Source organism: Streptomyces sp. DSM 110735 (assembly GCF_016482685.1).
Classification (GTDB): Bacteria; Actinomycetota; Actinomycetes; order Streptomycetales; family Streptomycetaceae; genus Streptomyces.
This window is the reverse complement of record NZ_JACYHF010000003.1, coordinates 486,204-505,972: the sequence shown is the minus strand read 5'-3', so window position 1 is coordinate 505,972 and position 19,769 is coordinate 486,204. Positions and strand designations below refer to the sequence as shown.

Genomic DNA, 19,769 nt, shown 5'->3' with positions numbered 1-19,769 from the left:
GCGCGGTCCGGGCGCCGCCGCCGAGGTCACAGCGGGTCCCCGCTGCCGTACGGGGCGTACAGGTCGAGCAGTCTGACCCGGGACGCGTGCAGCCGGTGGGCCACCACACGGCCGACCCAGGTGGCCACCGCGCGTCCGAACTCGGGGTCCGCCGCGCACAGCGTCCGCACCGGCGCCGCGTCGAACTCCCAGGCGCGTACCGGGCTCATCGCCTCGCCGCCGAGGTGCCAGACGCCGGGCGCGAAGTGCCAGGACCAGCCGACCAGTTCACCGTGGCCGAGCGACTCGACGACGGCGGGACGACGGCCGGGCACCCGCAGATCCAGGGTGACCGTGCCGGTGCGCACGATCCAGAAGCGGTCGGCGCGCCCGCCCTCCTCGAAGAGCCGGGCACCGGCGGGGAAGGAGACCTCGCGGGCGCAGCGCATCAGCCGCTCGCGGTACACGGGTTCGAGCGCCGTGGTCATGGTGGTCGTGGTCATCGCACCGGCTCCCTTCGGGACTGCTCTCCCTCCAGGTTCGCGCGAGCGCCACGACCCCGCCACGGGCCACTCGGACCCGGACGGGGCCGTTCGGTCCCGTCCGAATCCAGCGGCCAGGGAACGTCCACGTCACCGGGCCCGGCGACCCGAGGTCGTCCACGTCACCGGGTCCGGCGACACCGGGTCCGGACGGGCTCAGAACACCAGACCCAGATGCGCCAGCGCCTGCTTCAGCAGCACCCCGTGCCCGCCCGGCATCTCGCTCTGCAGGGCGGCCGACGCGGCTTCCTGCGGCGAGAACCACACCAGGTCCAGCGCGTCCTGCCGGGGGCGGCAGTCGCCCGCGACCGGCACGATGTAGGCGAGGGACACCGCGTGCTGACGCGGGTCGTGGTACGGCGTGACCCCGGCGGTCGGGAAGTACTCCGCGACCGTGAACGGCTGCATGGAGGCGGGGACCCGGGGGAGCGCGACCGGGCCGAGGTCCTTCTCCAGATGGCGCAGCAGCGCGTCGCGGACCCGCTCGTGGTGGAGCACCCGTCCGGAGACCAGGGTCCGGCTGACCGTGCCGTCCGGCCCGATCCGCAACAGCAGTCCGATACTGGTGACTTCGCCGTTGTCGTCCACGCGCACCGGCACGGCCTCGACATACAGGATCGGCATCCGGGCTCTGGCCATTTCCAGTTCGTCCGTGGTCAGCCAGCCGGGCGTGGTCTCGGTCATGTCAGACATTGCTTGATCATACTTTCCGGGTGGGGCGCCCGCCGGGATCGCGGGCGGGCTCGGGCAGTTCGTACAGGCGGCGGGCGTTGTCGCGGCCCGTCCAGGAGGCGATGCGCAGCGCGTCCGACAGCCTCAACTCGTCGGCGTCGACGCGGGATTGGAGCAGGTCGGCCAGTCCGCGCCGGAAACACAGCGCGCCCAGGTGATGGAATTCGGCCACTCCGCAGGCGTCGGAGCTGTACAGCATTTTGCGGAACGGGGTGATCTCCAGCGCCTCCTCCAGGATCACGCGCGAGCGGGCCGGTCCCGCGTAGTGCAGCGCGAGTCCGACATCCAGGTACACCTGCTCGAACACCGCTGCCAGATAGGCGGCTTGGCGGTGATACGGCCAGCAGTGCAGCAGCACCACGGGAATCGTGCCCGCTGTCAGCCGCAGCCAGTCCGTGAGCAGCGCGGGGTCCGCGCGGTGCAGGGTCACATCGGCGTCGCCGAACCCGGTGTGCAGTTGGAGCGGCAGCCCGAGGTCCACGGCGGTCCACAGCAACTGCCGTACCAGCACGGGGTCGTTCAGCCGTCCGCCGCGCGCGAGCCACTCCCGGGCGGCACGTGTCACCTCGGCGCCGGTGGGCGGGTGCGGGTCCAGGGCGAAGCCGGTGCGGTACGCCGCCACCGACTTGACCGCCACCACCCCGGGCCGCCGTACCGCCTCCCCGGCCGCCGCCCGGAACGCCTCCGCGTACCCGTCCGGCTCCACACCCCGCGCGGCCACCTCCTCCGCGACCCGTTCGAGCCGTACGACCTCGTAGGCCAAGGCGCCTGCCGCTGCCGCCAGTTCGGCGGGGGAGGTGCCCGGGCCCGGGGCGAAACCGGTGTCCACGCAGAACGCCTCGGCGCCGGAGGCGGTCAGAAAGCGGCGGTTGACCTCGTCCGCGCCCAACTCCGCACGCCGGGCCAGATATTCCTCGGGCGGGGCATGCCGGTGCAAGTCGAGGAGGGGTGCGCAGTGGCGGCGTACCGCGATGCCGACCGGGCTGTCGAACGGCGAGATCCCGGGCCACGCCTCGCCCTCGGTGATGAGCGACTCGAACTCGGACCGCGTGAGGTCGGCGGTGGAGGCGGCGTGGCAGTGGTGGTCCACCAACGGCAGCTCGGACAGCGCCTGTTGGAGCGACCCGGGTGCGGTCATCGTCAGTACCTCCAGCGGCACGCGGCGGCCACCCCGGCGTCGTCCAGACCCTCTACGGCTGCCGCCTCCCCGAGCCGTACGGCGGTCACCGCGTCCGCGAGGACCGGGCCGAGAGCCGAGCGCAGCACCCGGTCCGCGCGGAACGCCTCGACAGCCTCCGGCAGCGACTCCGGGAGCCGCCCCACCCCGAGCGCTGCCGCCTCCTCTGCGTCGTACCGCGCCGGATCGCCGGTGATCTCCTGCGGGAGGGGCAGCGCGGCGGCGACGCCGTCGATTCCGGCGGCGATCACGCAGCCGAGGGCGAGGTAGGGATTGGCGGCGAGGTCGACGGGCTTGATCTCCAGGTTGGCGCTCTCGGCGGCGTGCCCCGCCGTGCCGGTGACGATCCGCAGCGCCGCCTCACGGGTCTCCCGGCCCCAGGCGGTGAACACCCCCGCCCACCGGGACGGCTTCAGACGGAGACGACTGGCCGGGCTCGGCGCGGTCACCGCCGTCAGCGCGGGCAGACGGGCCAGCACCCCGGCGACGAAGGACTCCGCACCCGCCGTCATGCCGTACCGTCCCTCGCCGCCCGCGTGCAGGTTCACCCCGGCGCGGTGGCAGGAGAGATGGAGGTGGCCGCCGTTGCCGACGCCGTCCGCGACCACGGCCGGGGCGAAGGACACGCGTAGACCGTGCCGACGGGCGACCGCCCGGATCGTCTGCCGCACCAGCACGCTCCGGTCGGCCGCCGCCACCGGGTCGAGCGCCCCCACCGACAGCTCGAACTGCCCGGGCGCGTACTCGGGATGGAACTGCTCCACGTCCACGCCCTGCGCCGCGAGCGCCGCCAGCAGCCCGGCGCCCATGTCGCCCAGCTCGACCTGCCGGATCGCGCCGTACGCCGGTCCGGACACCGCCGGTACGAACTCCCCGGCGGGCGCCGAGTCCAGACCCGCCGTCCACTCGATCTCCACCGCCGCCTGAAAGGTCAGCCCGTACCGCTCGGCTGCCTCCGTGACGATCCGGCGCAGGAAGGTCCGCGAGCACCCCGGGTGCGGTGCGCCCTCCTGGGTGATCCGGTCCACCGGCGCCCACGCCCAGCCGGGCTGCCCGGCGAGGACGGTCAGCTCGTCGAGATCGGGGAAGAGCCGCAGGTCGCCGTCGGGGGAGCCGAGCACGTCGGTGGTGACGATCGAGTCGTCGGACAGGAACGTGTCGAAGACCGGCGACATCCCCACGCCCCGCGTCACCGCCGCCGCCAGCCGCGCGGGCGGGATCGTCTTGACCCGCCCGACGCCCGCCGTGTCCACGTACGCGAGGACGATCCCGTGGACGCCCCGCGCGGTCAGCTCGGCGGCCAGGGCGGTGGCCCGCCGTGTCTCACCGGGGCGTCCGCCGGGCACGGGGTCGGCAAGGGTGGCCATGGGTACTCCTCGACGGTCGGGCTCCCGCGTGGTCGCGCTCAGGGTTTCACGGCCACCGCGCCGTACTGCGGTACGACGGCGGCCGCGTCGGACCCGGCTCCCCACCGCGAGCAGGGCACCAGACCCGGCTCGACCAGCTCCAGACCGTCCAGGAACCCGGCGATGTCGGCGCGGTCGCGCGCGGTGATGGGCGGGGTGGCGTTGGCGTTCCAGAACTCCATCGCGGCCACGTTCCCCTCGCCGCCCACGTCGCCGTCGTACGTCGGGTGGGTCAGCACCAGGAAGCTGCCGGAGGGGACTGCCGCCATGATCCGGCGCACGACGTCACGGGCAGCCTCGTCGTCCAGGACGAAGTTCAGGATGCCCAGCATCATCACCGCGACCGGGCGCTTCAGGTCGAGCGTCTCCGCCGCCCGCGCCACGATGGTCTCCGGGTCGCGCACGTCGGCGTCGATGTAGTCCGTCACGCCCTCGGGGGAGCTGGTGAGCAGCGAGCGGGCGTGCGCGAGGACGATCGGGTCGTTGTCGACGTAGACGATCCGCGACTCGGGCGCGACCGACTGCGCGATCTCGTGGGTGTTGTCCACCGTGGGCAGCCCGGTGCCCACGTCCAGGAACTGGCGTATCCCACGCTCGGCGGCGAGGTAGCGCACCGCCCGCCCGAGGAAGTCCCGGTCCGCGCGGGCCACGTCGCGGATCACCGGGAACATCCCGGCGACGTGCTCGCCGACCGCCTGGTCCACCTCGTAGTGGTCCTTGCCGCCGATCCAGTAGTTCCACACCCGCGCGTTGTGCGCGACGGAGGTGTCCAGCCGGCCCGCCGTCGTGCCCGTGTCCTGTCCGCCCACCGCTGGCGCCCCTTCGTGTGTGCGGCCGGTGCCGCTTCGTGATCACGCTGCCTGGCGTCATTGTGCGGGGTCGGGGGGCGCGGTGTCCCGGGAATGGGGTTCCGGTGCCTCCGGGGCATGAAGGGCACGTTCCGGGGTTCTTCGGCGGCATGAAGGACACGTTCCGGTGCCTCCGGCGGCATGAAGGACACTGGGAGGGTTCGCGCCCCGACCCGGAAGAAGGACATGACCGCCACGCCCGCGTCCCTGACCACCGCCCCCGACCTGCCCACGGGCCCGGCCGACATACGCCTGATCGTCACCGACATGGACGGCACCCTGCTGGACGACGACAAGGCGATGCCCGCGGGCATGTGGGACCTCCTCGCCGAACTCCGCGACCGGGGCGTGCTGTTCAGCCCCGCGAGCGGGCGCCAGTACGCCACCCTGGCCAAGGAGTTCGCGGAGGTCTCCGAGGGCATGGTGTTCATCGCGGAGAACGGCACCTATGTGGTCCGCGACGGCGTGGAACTCAGCTCCGACCCGCTGGAGCGGTCGGTGGCGGCGGAGCTGGCCCGTACGGCACGGCGGCTGGTCGCCGAGGGCGTGGACACCGGTGCCGTCGTCTGCGGCAAGCGCGCCGCGTACGTCGAGCGCACGGACGAGCCGTTCCTCGCCGAGGTCCGCAAGTACTACGTCGAGCACCGCGTCGTTTCCGACCTGACCGCCGTCGAGGACGAGGTGATCAAGGTCGCGCTCTTCGACTTCGGCTCGGCCGAGCACGGTGTCGCCCCGGCACTGACCGGTTTCGCGGACACCCACCAGGTCGTCGTCTCCGGCGAGCACTGGGTCGACGTCATGAACCGCACCGCCAACAAGGGTGCCGCGCTGCGCGGACTCCAGCGCGAGCTGGGCATCACGCCCGCGCAGACCATGGTCTTCGGGGACTACCTCAACGACCTGGAGATGTTGGACGCCGCCGAGTGGTCCTTCGCCATGGCCAACGCCCACCCGGAGGTCGCGCGGCGGGCCCGGCACACGGCGCCGTCCAACAACGACAACGGGGTGCTGCGGACGATCGCGCGGGTGCTTGGCGTTCCACTGGGGCGGGCGGGGCAGGCGGGGCGGGACGGGGACCTCTCCTGACGGGGAGCCTTTCGTGACGCGGCGCGTTTCCTGAACCGGCGTCTTTCCTGACACCGGCGCCTTTGCGGACGCGAGGGTCACCCCTCCCGAGGTGACCCGGCTTCCGGTCCGGCGGCGGGGAGCACCTCGTCGAGGAAGCGGAGCACGTCGGCGAAGACCTCCGCCCTGTTGGTCTCGTTGAACACCTCGTGCCGCGCGCCGGGTAGATCCGTTCGGTCAGCCGTCCGCCGCTCAGCCGCTCCACGCCGGGGCGGCTGTCGGGCAGCGGTACGAGCCGGTCGTCCTCGCCGTGCAGCCACAGCAGCGGCAGCGCGCCGATGTCGCCGCCCTTGGTCACGGTCTCCAGCATCCCGGCGATCGCCTGGAGCGTGGGCCGCTTCATCGGACCGTGCCAGACCAGCGGGTCGGCGGCGTACACGGTGCCGACGGCGGGCTCGCGGGACAGCGTCGACGTGTCGATCGGCGTGTCCGGGATCTCGTCGTACGCGAGCAGCCGCAGGGGCTGCTCCCACCGGTTGATCACGGGTCCGGACAGGACCAGCGCCGCGAGTTCACCGCCGTACCGCTGCGCGTACCGGGCGGCGATCATGCCGCCCATGGAGTGGCCGATCAGGACCAGCGGCAGCCCGGGATGCTCGGCGCGGGCGAGTTCGGCGACGCGGTGCACGTCCGTGACGACGTCCTCGAAGTCCTCGACCAGCACGCGCTCGCCGTCCGACCTGCCGTGGCCGACGTGGTCGGGGGCGTAGACGACCGCGCCGTGGGCGACGAGGACGTCCGCGAGTTCGTCGTACCGGCCCGTGTGCTCGCCGTACCCGTGCGCGAGCAGGACGAGCAGGCGCGGCTGCGGGTTCGGCCACACGCGCAGGGCGACGGTGCCGTGGGTGCCGGTGAGGGACTGCTCCTGGGCGCGGGGCGTGGGGGGCATGTCTCCTCCTGCGGCATCGGGGAAGGTCGGAGAGGATCCTTCCACGCTGTGGGTGTGCGGTCTATAGTCCAAAACTAGCAGTGTTAATTAAGGGTTGTCGTCCCTCGGTCAGGTGGGTCCGTGGGGGTTCGCGGCGTCCGGTGGCGGGTGTCAGGTGTCCGGTGCCGGGTGTCGGGGGTCGCCTTCGGTTCCGTGGACCGGTCTTAGATCAGGAGTCCCCGTCGTGCGTCCCGTCCACTTCGCGGCCGCCCGCCGCACCCCCATCGGCAAGCTGCGCGGCGCCCTCTCCGGCATCCGGCCCGACGACCTCGCGGCGACCGTGATCCGTCGCCTGGTGGCCGACGCGCCCGCCCTCGACCCGGCCAGGATCGACGACGTGTACTGGGGCGCCGCCAACCAGTCCGGCGAGGACAACCGCAACGTCGCCCGCATGGCCGCCCTCCTCGCGGGTCTGCCCGACACCGTGCCCGGCGCCACCGTCAACCGGCTCTGCGCCTCCGGTCTCGAAGCCGTCACCGCCGCCGCCCGCACCATCGCCTCCGGCGAGGCGGACATCGTGATCGCGGGCGGCTCCGAGTCCATGAGCCGCGCCCCCTTCGTCCTGCCCCGCCCCGACGAGGCACTCCCGCACCGCATCGAGACGTACGACACCCGGCTCGGCTGGCGCCTGGTCAACCCCGCCATGAAGGACCTCCACGGCGTGCTCTCCATGGGCGAGACCGCGGAGGAGGTCGCGCGGCGGTACGGCATCTCCCGTGAGCGACAGGACGAGTTCGCGCTGCGCAGCCATCAACTCGCCGCGGTGGCACGGAAGAACGGCCACTTCGACGACGAACTCCTGCCCGTGGAGCGGCCGGACGGCGTCATGGTCGAGCGCGACGAGTGCGTCCGCGAGGACACCTCCCTGGAGAAACTGAGCCGCCTGAAGCCGGTCTTCCGCGCGGACGGCACGGTCACCGCGGGCAACGCCTCCCCGATGAACGACGGCGCGGCGGGACTCCTCCTGGTCAGCGAGGAGGCACTGAACGACCTGAACCTCGAATCCCTCGGCCGCTACGTCGCCGGAGCCTCCGCGGGCGTCCACCCCGACGTGATGGGCATCGGCCCGGTCCCCGCCACCCGCAAGGCCCTCGCCCGCGTCGGCTGGTCCGTCTCCGACGTGACCTCGGCCGAGTTCAACGAGGCTTTCGCCGCCCAGGCCCTCGCCTGCGTCGACCAACTCGGCATCGACCCCGACCTGGTCAACCCGACCGGCGGCGCGATCGCCCTCGGCCACCCCCTCGGCTGCTCGGGCGCCCGCATCCTCACGACACTGCTCCACCGGATGCGACGAGAGGACTCGGCGCGGGGGCTGGCGACGATGTGCGTGGGGGTGGGGCAGGGGAGTGCGGTGCTGGTGGAGCGGGGGTAGGGCGGCGGGGCGGGGCTCGGTGGGCGCGTCTCCGCCGACCGCGAGCCGGTGTGGCTCGGCAACCCGGCGCCCAGGTAATTCACTGGCGCGCGTCCAACGGTGTCCCCACGCTGTCACCGTGGCAGAACCCCAGCACCAGATCCGCGCCCGCTACACCGACTCCACCGTCGTCGTCTACCAGGCGTACACGCCAACGCTCGGCCTCCCCGCGGCGCGAGAGGGCCGTTTTCCGCCCGCCTGGCAGCGTGACCGTATGACGTGGATCAAGCCGTCCTTCCTCTGGATGATGTATCGCTGCGGATGGGGAGCCAAGGATGGACAGGAGACCGTTCTCGCGGTCGAGATCACCCGCGAAGGCTTCGAATGGGCGCTGAGGCGAGCATGCCTGTCCCACTACGAGCGCGGACTGCACTCCGACCGGGCAGCCTGGAAGCGGCAGTTGAAGCGAGCCCCGGCGCGCGTCCAGTGGGATCCCGAGCGCGATGTGCGGCTGCGGTCCCTTCCCCACCGTGCGCTGCAACTCGGCCTCGTCGGCGAAGCCGCACACCGCTACGCGGACGAGTGGACGGTTTCCATCACCGACACCACTGCCCTCGCGCATGAGATCCACGGGCATGTCCGGGGCGGCGACCTGGACGCCGCCCGGCGACTTCTTCCGCCCGAACGCCCTTACCCGGTTCCCGACGGACTCATGGATCACCTGCGCCCATGAGCCCCGGGGGCGTCCGTCGCGCGGGCGCCCACCCGCACCCGGGGAGTCCGCAGGTCGGACGGCCTGTGAGACGCCGGATGCGTGCGCATAGCATCGGTCTCCGCATGAACATGATGACGCTCTGGCACATATCCGGCTGGGAGTTCGCCGCCCTGGCCCTCGCCGCCCTTCTGGTCGGCTTCTCCAAGACCGCGGTGAGCGGGGCCAACACGGTCAGCCTCGCCGTCTTCGCCGCCGTACTCCCCGCCCGCGCCTCCACCGGCGTACTGCTGCCCCTGCTGATCGCGGGCGACATCCTCGCCGTCCTCACCTACCGGCGACACGCCCACTGGCCCACGCTGTGGCGGCTGTTCCCGGCGGTGGGGGTCGGCGTCGTGCTCGGCACGCTGTTCCTGGTCCGCGCCGGGGACGGCATCGTCCGCACCTCCATCGGCGCGATCCTGCTGCTGATGACGGGCATCACGCTGTGGCGGCGACGGGCGGCGGGGCAGCCGAAGTCGGGGTCTGAGCCGGGGGGTGCGGGGGACGGCGAGGCGGGAGCCGAAGGGGCGGCGGACGGCGGGTCCGCAGGCGGCGGGTCCGTGGACGGCGAGGCGGGGACCGACAGATCGGCGGTCTCCACCCGCGCCGGACGGACCGCCGCCGGTGCCTACGGCGTGCTCGGCGGGTTCACCACCATGGTCGCCAACGCGGGCGGTCCGGTGATGTCGATGTATCTCCTCTCGGCGGGCTTCCGCAAGCTCGGCTTCCTGGGCACCTCGGCGTTCTTCTTCCTGATCGTCAACGTGTCGAAGGTGCCGTTCAGCGCGGCGCTCGGACTGATCGACGGCCGCTCGCTGCTGCTTGACGCCGCACTCCTGGTGTTCGTCGTACCCGGCGCGTTCATCGGCAAATGGGCTGTGAACCGAATCAACCAGCAACTATTCGACCGACTGGTTGTCGCGGCGACCATCGTGGGCGCGCTGGAACTCCTGCTGAGCTAGAACGAACCCGCGTCACCAAGCCGCGCAGGGCGCGCCCCAGCCGTCACAGCCCCTGGTGCGCGCCCCACAGTTCCGCCGCCCGGCCCGCCGCCCGCTCGATGAGCGCCGCCAACTCGGGCCGGTCCGGCACCGCGAAGGACACATACGCCCCACGCCCGCCCTCGACCGGCCGCCCGTACGCCTTCGCCGCCAGGCTCCCGTCCGGCAGCAGCCGCACGTTCAACGTGGTCAGCCGGAACTCCTGCCCCCGCCTACTGTCCGTCCAGCACAGCTCCTCCGGCACCCGCACGTTGATCGCCAGGGCCGACACCTCGACAACGTCACCAGTCATCCGGGCATTGTCCCAGTGTCGAGGGACGGGTCGCCAACCTCCTCGGTGGCTCCATCGATCACCATGCTGATCAGGTCCCGGAGGCCGGCAGCGCTACGACGTCAGCCCCAGCAGCGCGGGCAGGTCCGCGAACGAGTCCACCACGTGGTCGGGGGTGCCGCTCGCGCGGTCGAGGGTGTCCGGCTGGAACTTGCCGGTGCGCACCAGCACTCCGGTGATGCCGAGCCGTTGCGCCCCCAGTACGTCCGACTCGACGTCGTCCCCGACCATCAGCGCCTCGGTCGCGTCCACGCCCAGCCGGTCGAGTGCCGCGCGGAAGAAGGCGGCCGACGGCTTCCCGGTGACCTCGGCCTCGGTCCCGGCTGCCGCCTCAAGACCGGCGATGTATGCACCGGCGTCGAGCTGGAGTCCGGCGTCGGTCTGCCACGTGAGGTTTCGGTGGAGGGCGACGAGACGCGCGCCACGGCGAAGATAGCTGAAAGCTCGGTTCACAGCCGAATAGTCGAACTCCGGACCGGCGCCGCCGACGAGGACGACATCGGGCGCACCCCCGTCGTCCTCGTCCCCCTCGTCAACCAGCGTGATCCCGGCCAGATCCTCCTCGATGTCCCCGCTGTTCAGCAGCGCGCACCGCGCACCCGCGAGGTGGGCGGCGGTGGCGGCGGGCGCGGTGAGGATGTCGTCCGCGTCCACGGCGAACCCCGCCTCGGAGAGCGCGGCGGCCACCGAAGCCCGGGTCCGCGAGGTGGTGTTGGTCACCAGGACCACCCCGAGCCCACCGTCCCGCAACGTCCGCAGCGCCTCCACCGCACCGGGCAGCGCCCGCCAGGACACGGTCAGCACCCCGTCGATGTCGACCAACACACCCCGCACGTCCGCAAGGGAAGCCATACCCGGACCCTAACCGCCCCGACCCACCCCTCGCCTACGCTCACCCCATGCCCCCGCACCTCCTGATCCTCGGCGGCACCACGGAGGCCCGCGAACTGGCCGCCGCCCTCGCCGCCGACTCCGCCGTACGCGTCACCACCTCCCTCGCGGGACGCGTCACCCGACCGGCCCCCCTGACGGGAGACACCCGCACCGGAGGCTTCGGCGGGCCCGAGGGTCTCTCCGACTGGCTCCGCGCCCACCACGTGGACGCCCTGATCGACGCCACCCACCCCTTCGCCCGGCAGATCACCACGAACGCCCTCCAGGCCGCCCGGCAGGCGAACATCCCCGCGCTCGTCCTCCGCCGCCCCGCCTGGCACCCCACCCCCGACGACGACTGGCACCCGGTCCCCTCCCTGACCGCAGCCGCCGCCACCCTCCCCTCCCTCGGCCCCCGCGTCCTCCTCACCACCGGCCGCCTGGGCCTGTCAGCCTTCGCCGCACTCGAGGACCTCCACTTCCTCGTACGCTCCGTCGAACCCCCCGCCCCACCCCTCCCCCCACACACCGAACTCCTCCTCACCCGCGGTCCGTTCACCCTCTCCGACGAACTGAATCTCCTCCGCACCCACCGCATCGACGTCCTGGTCACCAAGAACAGCGGAGGCGACGCAACAGCCCCCAAACTCACCGCAGCCCGCCAACTCGGCCTGCCCGTAGTGATCGTGGAGCGCCCCCCACTGCCGGAGGACGCGGTGACAGTGCCGGACGTAGGGGGCGCACTGGACTGGCTCGGCGCGCTCGGCATGGGGAGTCTGTGACCATCCGGGACGACGGCTCAGCCGCAACGAGCTATGCCGAGGCCCGGCAGTACTGCTCAGCCTCGGCTCAGGCTTTCGACAACGCGGGCCTGTCGCGAGGAGAGCGATGGGACGAGGCCGGTGGGACGGCGTTCTACTGGACGAAGGGGGACCAGGCGCTCGGTCGAGGGCCATGGGCGCACGGGATCGTAGTGTTCTGGGGGCGAGAGAGGGATGCCGGGGCTGGGGCTGCGCTCCCCTCGATGCGGCGGGCGACCCTGTGCTCGACGCGGTGACATGGCTGCCCATTGCTCCGTCAACCGCCCCCGACCTGCTGGCCGAGCATCTTCGACGTCTGTTCGCCGAAGGTGTCGATACGGGCGAGTCCCTCAGATCCAGGACACCTGACGTTCAGGTATGAGGGAACGCTCAGGAGACTGAACCCCGTTGACCCGCCGGTCACTTGCCCGCAGGACACGGCGCCCGGAAGTCCGTGTCCGGTACATACCGCTCCCACTCCGCCTCAGTGATCGGATCGCCCGCGCTCCGGCACACATGGTCCGCGACCTCGCGTGGGTCGGTGTTCCAGACGGACACGGTGCCGCCTGCTGCCGCGAGGTAGGGGATATGGCCCTGGGGGCTGTAGGAGAGGCTGTCGACGCCGAGGTCGGTCGCGGTGAAGCCGAACGAGGCGCGCCAGACGGGGAGTGAGGGGGCGGTGACGTCCCACAGTTCGATGTGGCTCGTGGTCGCGCCGGTGAAGCTCTTGAGCACGCCCGTGCTGGCGACGGCGAGGGTGTGTCCGTCCGGGGTGAAGGCGAGGGGGCCGCCGGTGCCGAGGGTGCGGATCTCGCCGAGCGGCTTGGCGGCGAGGTCGTTGTGCTCAACGGCCCACAGGCGGACGGCGTTTCCGGAGTCCGAGACGGCCAGCAGGCGTCCGTCACCACGGAACGCGGGTACGGCGTCGGCCGAGCCGGGGGAGAGGGGGCGGGGTGTCTTCGCGACCGGGTGCCGGGCGTCGGAGACGTCCCACAGGAGCAGCCGGTCGCCGAAACTGCCGACGAGGAGGCGTCCTTGGGGGGAGAAGGTGAGGTGGAAGGCGGTGTCGTGGATCACGGCGAGCTGCCGGGGCTGTTGCGGGCGGCTCACGTCGAACAGCCGTACCGTGGGCGGACTTTTGCGATGGGTGGAGTAGCCGGTGTCGGAGACGGCCAGGACACGGCCGTCCGCGCTGTAGGCGAGGCTTTCCACACCGTCCGTAGGAGAACGGAGAGTTGAGAGCACCGACGTGGGGCGAGCCGTAGGACGCAGGCGGACCACCGGTGCACCGCCCGCGCGTTCGGCCTCGGCCAGCACGGTGCCGCCGGGGTTGAAGGCAGCCGACCCAGCGGCGATGTCCCCGCTGCCGGGCAGGTCGGCCAGTTTGCGGTGGGGTGGCGGTCCGGACATGTCCCACAGGGCGGACCGGTCGGCGCCGTGCACGACGAGCAGCCGCCGTTTCCCGCCGCTGAACCGCGTGGTGAGCCCGAACCCCGAGGGAGAGCGACCGAGACTCGAAGCCGCCCCCGGACGGCCCGAGTTGGTCACGTCCCACAGGTGGACGCCGGTGGTCGAGGCGTGCAGCAACAGCACGGGATCGCGGCTCGGCGCGAAGAGCGCCGGTACGGGACCGCTCGTGTACGTGTCCGGTTCGACGAGCGCGTTGGCCTGGCTGATGTGCGCCGGGTCGGTGACGTCCCACAGGTACAGTTCCGTCCCGCAAGGGGTGGCGAGTACGTGCCCGTCAGGGCTGAACGCGGCGGAGATCAGGGCTCGTTGGCACGAACCCAGACTGTCTTCGGTGCCAACCTTCCCCAGCGGTACGGGCTTGCGCGGATCGGACACGTTCCACAGGCGTACGCCCTCGCCGGGCCCGGCCAGCACGGTGCCGTCGGGGCGGAAGGCGACGCGGTGCGGAATCCCGCGCGGGGTCTCGGTGGGCAGCGGTGCCCCGGCCACCGTCGCCACCGGAGCCGTGCGGGTCGTGTCGGCGGCGGTGTCCCACAGCCGGACCCGCCCGTCCGTGCCCGAGGCGGCCAGCAGGTGACCGTGAGGCGCGAAGGCGAGGGAGTCCAGCGGGCTCTTCGGCCCGGTGAGGTCCGGCAGGGCTCGGGGCGTCCGGGGATCGCGGAGGTCCCACCGCCGTACGGCACCGGAGGTGGTGCCGAGGGCGAGCGCGCGGTCGTCGGGGGAGAAGGCGAGGGCGGTGGCGGAGCGGGAAACGCCTTGTGGCGCGGGGAGTTGAGAAGGGTGGGTGGGGTCGGCGAGGGACCACAGGCGGACCGTCGCCGACAACTTGCTCGCGGCCGCCTCCGAGCCCGACTCCTCTGGCGCCGCGAGCGCCGCCAGCAGTCGTCCGTCCGTACTCAGCGCGACCCCACCCGCACCGGACAGCGGCACGGTCGCCACCCGCCCGCCCGACGTACGCCACAGGACCACGGACCGACCGGTCGACAGGGCCAGCAGGTGTCCGTCGCCGGTGCGGGCGAGGTCGACCACGGAATCCTGACCGTCGTAGGACCCGGGGGTCTCCAGCATGGAGAGGAGCGGGGCGACGCTGAGTTGCGGGTCCAACCGGTAGGCGGCGACGCTGAGTTGCTTGGCCAGTCCCGGCTGGGTGTCGCGCAGGCTCACGGCCTCGTTCGCCATCAGGCGGGCGACGGCCCGGCCGCGCTGGGAAGCGGCATCGTGCTGATAGACGGCGGCCGTGACGCCACCGCCCGTCGCGATCAGCAGCAGGACGACCAGGACCGCGATCACGGCGCTCCGGGTCCGCGCCGCCCGCCGCTCCTCGTGGGCGGACGCGTCGAGGAACTCCGTCAGCCGGGGTTCGTCGTTCTGATCACGGGCCGCGCGTTCGGCGCTCTCCAGGGCCGCCGCCAGCCTGTTCCCCCGGTACAGCAGATCCCGGTCGCGGCCCGCGCGCACCCACGCGTCGGTGTCGGCGGCCAACTGCTGCCGGGTCCGCAACCAGTCGCGGTCCGCCTCGATCCACCCGCGCAGCCTCGGCCACGCCGTGAGCAGCGCGTCGTGGCTGAGCCGGACGGTGCTCTCGTGCAGCACCACCAGCCGCTCCCGGGCCATGCGCTGCAACGCGTCCTCGGCCGCCCGCCGGTCCGCGACGCCGTCCAGCAGCGCGTCGCGCTCCGCCGGGCGCCCGGTGTCCACGGTGCCGTCGTCGATCCGCACCAATCGCGGCAGCATACGGCGCAGAGCGTCCCGCCCCGCCGGGTCGAGGGCGTCGTACACACGCTCGGCGGTGGTCCTGAGCGCGGTCGCGACGCCCCCGCTCGCGCGGTAACCGGCGAGGGTGAGCCGCGCGCGACCGCTCTCCGACCAGGTCGCCCACAGCGCGTGGGAGAGCAGGGGGAGCGTGCCGGACCGCGGTCCCGGCGGTCGTACGGCGTCCAGCTCGTGCAGCATCAGGTCCGCCAGACCCTCGTCCAGCCGGACCCCGACCGTCGCCGCGGGCTGCTCGATCGCGGCCCGCAGCTCCTCCAGACGCATCGGTGAAGCCTGGACCTGGTGACGGCGCAGAGCCTCGGCGAGGTGGGGGAGCGACTGCGCCTGACCGTAGAAGTCGGCGCGCAACGCCATGACGACGAGGGCGCGCCCGCCGTCCCCGGCCAGCGCCCCCAACGCCGCGCAGAACGCGGCTCGTTCGCGCTCCCCCGCCGTGAACAACTCCTCCAGCCGGTCGACCACCAGCACCAAGCGCTCTTGGGTCAGTTCTCGCGCCAACACCGCAGCCGTACCGGGGACTTCGGTGAGAGCTTCGGCCCCGGCCGGTCCCTCCGGGTGCAGTACGGCGGCCAGCGCGCGCATCGGATCGTCGCCGGGGGTGAGCACCATCCATGGCCAGCCCTCGGAGCCCGGCAGCCACGGGGTGCCCCGGCGCAGCTCCGCCAGCAGACCGGCGTGCAGCAGCGAGGACTTGCCCGCGCCCGACGGCCCGACGACGATGACCGGCTGCCCGGCGTCCACCGCGGAGGCGCACGTCTCCAGCAACTCCTCGACGAGCCGCTCCCGCCCGTGGAACAGATCGGCGTCGTCCACGGTGAACGCGTCGAGACCGAGGTAGGGGCAACGGGTTGGCGCGGTGTCGCGATCGTGGTCGTCCGGTGGATCGGCGTCGTCCGCGACCGGGCGGCCGGGATTGACCGCGATCACCAACTCGCCCGAACGGTCCCCGGCTTGGCGGCGCGGCAACGGACCGCCCTTGGCACGCAGGCTGCGGAACAGGAAGTCGTAGACGGCGTCCAGGGTCAGCAGCCGGGGTCCGCGCGGGTCGCCGTGGTCGAGCAACCGGATCAGTTCACCGGTGAAGGTCGTGTACTCGGCGTCCTCCGGCGCGAGCGCCAACTGCTCTGCGGAAGCGAGGAGATGAACCCCGTGCGCCGCCGGAAGCATGAACGCCGGAGGCGGCGCCGGGGCGCGCATCCCCGCGCGACCCGAGAAGCAGCAGTCCAACACCACGACGACGGACGGGGCTTGGCAGAGGGTGAGTGCCTGTCGCAACGCGGAGAGCGGCAGCGCCTGATGAGCGGCGAGGCCCGGGGTGAGCCGGTCGGTGCTGCTCGCGGCGAGGTGCAACTCGTCCCCGGGACCGATGAGTCCATGCCCGACGTAGTGGATCAGCAGCACCGTACGGGCCCGCCGCGCCTCCTCCGTCACGGCCGCCGCCATCGCGTGGGCGTCGGCGGGATCGAGCAGCGTACGGATCGCACCGGGCGCGACCCCGCAGACCGTGATGAGCCGGAGGCGCAGCGCCTCCACGGTACGGGAGACGGCGGGCACGGAGGCCAGCGTCGGTCCCGGATGGTTCTCCGTGCCGATCAGCAGGACGCGTACGCCCTCCCCGGACAGATCCGTCACACCTTCATCCTGGCACCCAACGACCGCCCAGGGAACGGGACTTGCGGTGAATCCCCTCCGGAGTCAGCTCTCGCCCCCGTGCCTGCGCAGCAGATACGTGTCCATGATCCAGCCCTTGCGCTCCCGCGCCGCCGCCCTCAACTCCTCGATGCGAGGGGCGGCTTCGGCGAGAGGACCGGAGACGAGGATCTCGTCCGGGGTGCCGATGTACGCGCCCCAGTAGATGTCCATGTCCTCGTCGGCGTACTGCCGGAACGTCTGATGCGCGTCCAGCATCACCACGACGTCGTCCACCCCGTCGGGGAAGCCCTCCGCCAGCCGCCGCCCGGTGGTGATCTGCACCGGACGTCCGACGCGGTTCAGCCCCGTACGGTGCCGCGCGACCAGCGAGGAGACACTGCTGATCCCGGGTATCACGTCGTACTCGAACTCCACCGCGCCCCGCTCCAGCACCTCCTCCAGAATGGCGAGCGTGCTGTCGTAGAGCGCCGGGTCGCCCCAGACGAGAAAGGCGCCCGTGCCGTCCGCGCCGACCTCCTGCCCGATGAGCCGCTCGTAGATCCCGGCCCGCGCGCTCCGCCAGTCCCCGACGGCCGGCGAGTACCCCGCCCCGCCCGCCTTCCGGTCCCGCTCGGGGTCACGCGCCTCCACGACCCGGTACGAACCCGGCTCCAGATGCGCGTCCAGGATCTCCCGGCGCAGCCCCGTCAGATCACTCTTCGCCTCCCCCTTGTCCAGCAGGAAGAACACATCGGTACCGCGCAACGCCTTGACGGCTTGCAGCGTGAGCTGGTCGGGGTCGCCGGCACCGATCCCGATGACATGAATCTTTCGCACGGGTCGAGTGTGCCGTACGGGGTTCGGCGAGGGTGGGCGGGGCCGAGTCGCGGACGGTGGGCGGGAGCGGGCGCGCCCCGAGGTGGAGAGCTGCGGTCCGGGGACTGGGTCGGGCGCGCGCCGGGCGGAGAGCCGCTACCCGTGGAACTGGATCAGGCGCGCTCAGGGAATAGAGCCACGCCCCGGGGACCCGATCAGTCCCGCTCAGGGAATAGAGCCACGCCCCGGGGACCCGATCAGTCCCGCTCAGGCACGCAGCCTAGGCGCCTCCACCCCCGCATCGACGGCTCCACCCTCCGTCTCCACCCGCTCGGCCAGCCCGACGGCCCACTCCCCGACCCCGGCGAGATCGATCCCGTACGGCAGGGGCTCCCCGCTCTCCACCCCCCACTCCCGCACAGCCCCCGCACCGCGCCGCAGCAGACGGGCGCCACCCTTGATGTTGCCCCGAGCCGCGTGGGTGAGCCCGACGGCGACCTGGGCCAGCCCCCGCCACAGCTCCCGCTCGCGCTCGGGCCCCGACTTCCAGGCGTCCTCGAACACCTCGTGCGCGTGGAACGGCTTCCCCGCGTCCAGCAGCGCCTGCGCTTCTACGACCGTCTCCCCGGGCGACCGCACGACCCCCTCCGGCTGCCGCTCCACGCCTTCCGTGCCGTACGGCAACGGCCGCCCCAGCCCGTCCCGGGGCCGCGCATTGCGCGCCCGCCCCTCGATGTCCCGGTCCCGCCCGTCGTCCACCGGCCTCGCGTCCGCGTCTTCCATACGACCGATTGTCCCCTCCCCACCCGACCCCGCTTCGGTCCAGCCCCCTACGTGGGGTAAAGTGCTGTTCGCGCGATCACGCGGGTCACCGCGAGTAAGCGCATCGGGACGTGGCGCAGCTTGGTAGCGCACTTGACTGGGGGTCAAGGGGTCGCAGGTTCAAATCCTGTCGTCCCGACTGGAGACAGTCGCAGGTGAGGGCCGGTTTCGGAGAAATCCGAGACCGGCCCTCAGCGGTTGTGCGCGAGGTCTGCGACACGCCCTCCGTGCGGCGGCCGTGCCTGACCGGACGGGCGGACCGGCGCCGGGGTCCCACCCCGCACGCGCGCCTCGCACCAAGCTCTCAGCCCAGTCGCTCGGCCAGCCCGACGATCACGCCCTCCGGGCCGCGGAGGTAGCAGAGCAGGTAGCTGTCCTCGAAGCGGGCGATCTCGCCGAGGAGTTCGGCGCCGTGGGGGCGCAGACGGGCGACGGTGTCCTCGATGTCGTCGACGGCGAACATGACGCGGTGCGTGCCGAGGATGTTGTGCGGGCGGTCGCGCGGCCCGGGGTCGATCACCTCGGGGCTGCGGTACCTCGCCAGCTCGATGCGGCTGTGACCGTCCGGGGTCCGGAGCATCGCGATGTCGCAGTGGACGCCGTCGAGTCCGGTGCACTGGTCGGCGAAGAGGCCCTGGACCTCTCCCCGGCCCTCCAGTTCCATGCCGAGTTCCACGAAGAACGCGACGGCGGCGTCCATGTCCTCGACGACGATGCCGACGTTGTCCATCCGCTGAATCGCCATGTGGGCTCCTCCTATTCCTGTGGCCGGACTCCTGTGGTCGCGCCATATGTGGAACGTATCCCCAGAGGGGCGCGTGGACGGACCAACGCCGGTTCCGCCTCCGAAGTCACCGTTCGGGATCGTCACATCTCGTCGACCAGATCGCTGAGCCTGCGCGTGAGCTCGGTGACCACCGCACGGTGCTCCGGGGTGAGTTCGCGGAACGCGCGCAGTTGGCGTTCCCGCAGGCGGGCGCGGTGGTCGGCGAGCAGGGTGGCGCCGGTCTCGGTGAGGGCGATCTCGACGCGGCGTTCGTCACCGGGTTTACGGGTCCGGGTGACGATGCCGTCGCGTTCGAGCTGCTTGAGCATGCGGGTGGCGGTGGGGGTGGTGACGCCCGCGTGCTCGGCCATCTCGCTGACGCCGAGGGTGCCCTGTTCGGCGAGCGATTCCAGTAGCTGGACCTGGGAGAGCGACAGGGCGGGACGTGTCTGGCCCGCGATCCGCCCCCGGCTGCGGCGGACGGCGGTGAGGAGGTCCTGCACGGCCCGGGTGAACTCCTGGAACTCCGCGTCGTCGGCCTGTGGCGGACGATCGCCGGTCGACCCCGGGGCGGGGCGTCCGTTTTGCATGGGCGGGGTCATGGGTCTACGTTAACAGCAAAGCTAAGAGTTAGCTTGCTAAG

Annotated in this window: 17 protein-coding genes, 1 tRNA gene and 1 pseudogene; 6 read left to right on the top strand and 13 right to left on the bottom strand. The window is 72.2% G+C overall.

Annotated features, from left to right (window positions below; translation table 11 throughout):
* Positions 1 to 26: 26 nt before the first annotated feature.
* The 5 genes from IF655_RS07735 to IF655_RS07715 all read right to left on the bottom strand — a co-directional run bounded on the left by IF655_RS07735 (position 27) and on the right by IF655_RS07715 (position 4,645).
* Entirely contained in the window at positions 27 to 482 is a 456-nt protein-coding gene (locus IF655_RS07735) for a cyclic nucleotide-binding domain-containing protein (RefSeq protein WP_199583240.1), read from the bottom strand.
* Positions 483 to 677: 195 nt separating this feature from the next.
* Positions 678 to 1,205 carry an NUDIX hydrolase family protein gene (locus IF655_RS07730; RefSeq protein WP_199583352.1) on the bottom strand — a complete coding sequence of 176 codons (528 nt, stop codon included), beginning with the start codon at positions 1,203 to 1,205 and terminating at the stop codon, positions 678 to 680.
* A 16-nt stretch (positions 1,206 to 1,221) separates the two neighbouring features.
* Entirely contained in the window at positions 1,222 to 2,391 is a 1,170-nt protein-coding gene (locus IF655_RS07725) for an amidohydrolase family protein (RefSeq protein WP_199583239.1), read from the bottom strand.
* Positions 2,392 to 2,393: 2 nt separating this feature from the next.
* Positions 2,394 to 3,797, bottom strand: coding sequence for a glutamine synthetase family protein (locus tag IF655_RS07720; protein ID WP_199583238.1), 1,404 nt, complete (start codon positions 3,795 to 3,797; stop codon positions 2,394 to 2,396).
* Between the two features lie 38 nt (positions 3,798 to 3,835).
* On the bottom strand, positions 3,836 to 4,645 hold the full coding sequence (locus tag IF655_RS07715) for an SAM-dependent methyltransferase (RefSeq protein ID WP_199583237.1): 810 nt from the start codon (positions 4,643 to 4,645) through the stop codon (positions 3,836 to 3,838).
* 225 nt (positions 4,646 to 4,870) lie between these two features.
* Here IF655_RS07715 and IF655_RS07710 point away from each other — a divergent pair, with 225 nt between their 5' ends.
* Positions 4,871 to 5,770, top strand: coding sequence for a Cof-type HAD-IIB family hydrolase (locus tag IF655_RS07710; protein ID WP_199583236.1), 900 nt, complete (start codon positions 4,871 to 4,873; stop codon positions 5,768 to 5,770).
* A 77-nt stretch (positions 5,771 to 5,847) separates the two neighbouring features.
* Here IF655_RS07710 and IF655_RS07705 read toward each other — a convergent pair.
* A pseudogene (locus IF655_RS07705) lies at positions 5,848 to 6,698 on the bottom strand (lysophospholipase).
* A 223-nt stretch (positions 6,699 to 6,921) separates the two neighbouring features.
* Here IF655_RS07705 and IF655_RS07700 point away from each other — a divergent pair.
* From IF655_RS07700 to IF655_RS07690, 3 genes are all read left to right on the top strand, one after another.
* Positions 6,922 to 8,109 carry a thiolase family protein gene (locus IF655_RS07700; protein WP_199583235.1) on the top strand — a complete coding sequence of 396 codons (1,188 nt, stop codon included), beginning with the start codon at positions 6,922 to 6,924 and terminating at the stop codon, positions 8,107 to 8,109.
* 118 nt (positions 8,110 to 8,227) lie between these two features.
* A complete protein-coding gene (locus IF655_RS07695; protein ID WP_199583234.1) occupies positions 8,228 to 8,821 on the top strand; it encodes a DUF4291 domain-containing protein in 594 nt (197 codons plus the stop codon).
* Between the two features lie 104 nt (positions 8,822 to 8,925).
* The gene (locus IF655_RS07690; protein ID WP_199583233.1) at positions 8,926 to 9,804 is read left to right on the top strand and encodes a sulfite exporter TauE/SafE family protein; all 879 of its coding nucleotides are present in this window, start codon (positions 8,926 to 8,928) and stop codon (positions 9,802 to 9,804) included.
* Positions 9,805 to 9,847: 43 nt separating this feature from the next.
* Here the strand turns inward: IF655_RS07690 and IF655_RS07685 are convergent, their stop codons facing one another.
* Complete coding sequence (locus IF655_RS07685; protein ID WP_199583232.1) at positions 9,848 to 10,135, bottom strand: hypothetical protein; 288 nt, start codon at positions 10,133 to 10,135, stop codon at positions 9,848 to 9,850.
* A gap of 93 nt (positions 10,136 to 10,228) precedes the next feature.
* Complete coding sequence (locus IF655_RS07680) at positions 10,229 to 11,026, bottom strand: TIGR01458 family HAD-type hydrolase (RefSeq protein ID WP_199583231.1); 798 nt, start codon at positions 11,024 to 11,026, stop codon at positions 10,229 to 10,231.
* A 47-nt stretch (positions 11,027 to 11,073) separates the two neighbouring features.
* Between IF655_RS07680 and IF655_RS07675 the strand changes: the two genes are divergently transcribed.
* Positions 11,074 to 11,829 carry a cobalt-precorrin-6A reductase gene (locus IF655_RS07675; RefSeq protein ID WP_199583230.1) on the top strand — a complete coding sequence of 252 codons (756 nt, stop codon included), beginning with the start codon at positions 11,074 to 11,076 and terminating at the stop codon, positions 11,827 to 11,829.
* 438 nt (positions 11,830 to 12,267) lie between these two features.
* Here the strand turns inward: IF655_RS07675 and IF655_RS07670 are convergent, their stop codons facing one another.
* The 3 genes from IF655_RS07670 to IF655_RS07660 form a co-directional block, all read right to left on the bottom strand.
* Entirely contained in the window at positions 12,268 to 16,722 is a 4,455-nt protein-coding gene (locus IF655_RS07670; RefSeq protein WP_199583229.1) for a WD40 repeat domain-containing protein, read from the bottom strand.
* A 63-nt stretch (positions 16,723 to 16,785) separates the two neighbouring features.
* Complete coding sequence (gene cobF, locus IF655_RS07665; RefSeq protein WP_199583227.1) at positions 16,786 to 17,559, bottom strand: precorrin-6A synthase (deacetylating); 774 nt, start codon at positions 17,557 to 17,559, stop codon at positions 16,786 to 16,788.
* Positions 17,560 to 17,805: 246 nt separating this feature from the next.
* The gene (locus IF655_RS07660; protein ID WP_199583225.1) at positions 17,806 to 18,321 is read right to left on the bottom strand and encodes a DUF309 domain-containing protein; all 516 of its coding nucleotides are present in this window, start codon (positions 18,319 to 18,321) and stop codon (positions 17,806 to 17,808) included.
* A 104-nt stretch (positions 18,322 to 18,425) separates the two neighbouring features.
* Between IF655_RS07660 and IF655_RS07655 the strand changes: the two genes are divergently transcribed.
* Positions 18,426 to 18,499 (top strand) — tRNA-Pro (locus IF655_RS07655).
* Positions 18,500 to 18,664: 165 nt separating this feature from the next.
* Here the strand turns inward: IF655_RS07655 and IF655_RS07650 are convergent.
* Positions 18,665 to 19,105 carry a VOC family protein gene (locus tag IF655_RS07650; protein ID WP_199583221.1) on the bottom strand — a complete coding sequence of 147 codons (441 nt, stop codon included), beginning with the start codon at positions 19,103 to 19,105 and terminating at the stop codon, positions 18,665 to 18,667.
* A gap of 122 nt (positions 19,106 to 19,227) precedes the next feature.
* The gene (locus tag IF655_RS07645) at positions 19,228 to 19,728 is read right to left on the bottom strand and encodes a MarR family winged helix-turn-helix transcriptional regulator (RefSeq protein WP_199583219.1); all 501 of its coding nucleotides are present in this window, start codon (positions 19,726 to 19,728) and stop codon (positions 19,228 to 19,230) included.
* Between the last annotated feature and the right edge of the window lie 41 nt (positions 19,729 to 19,769).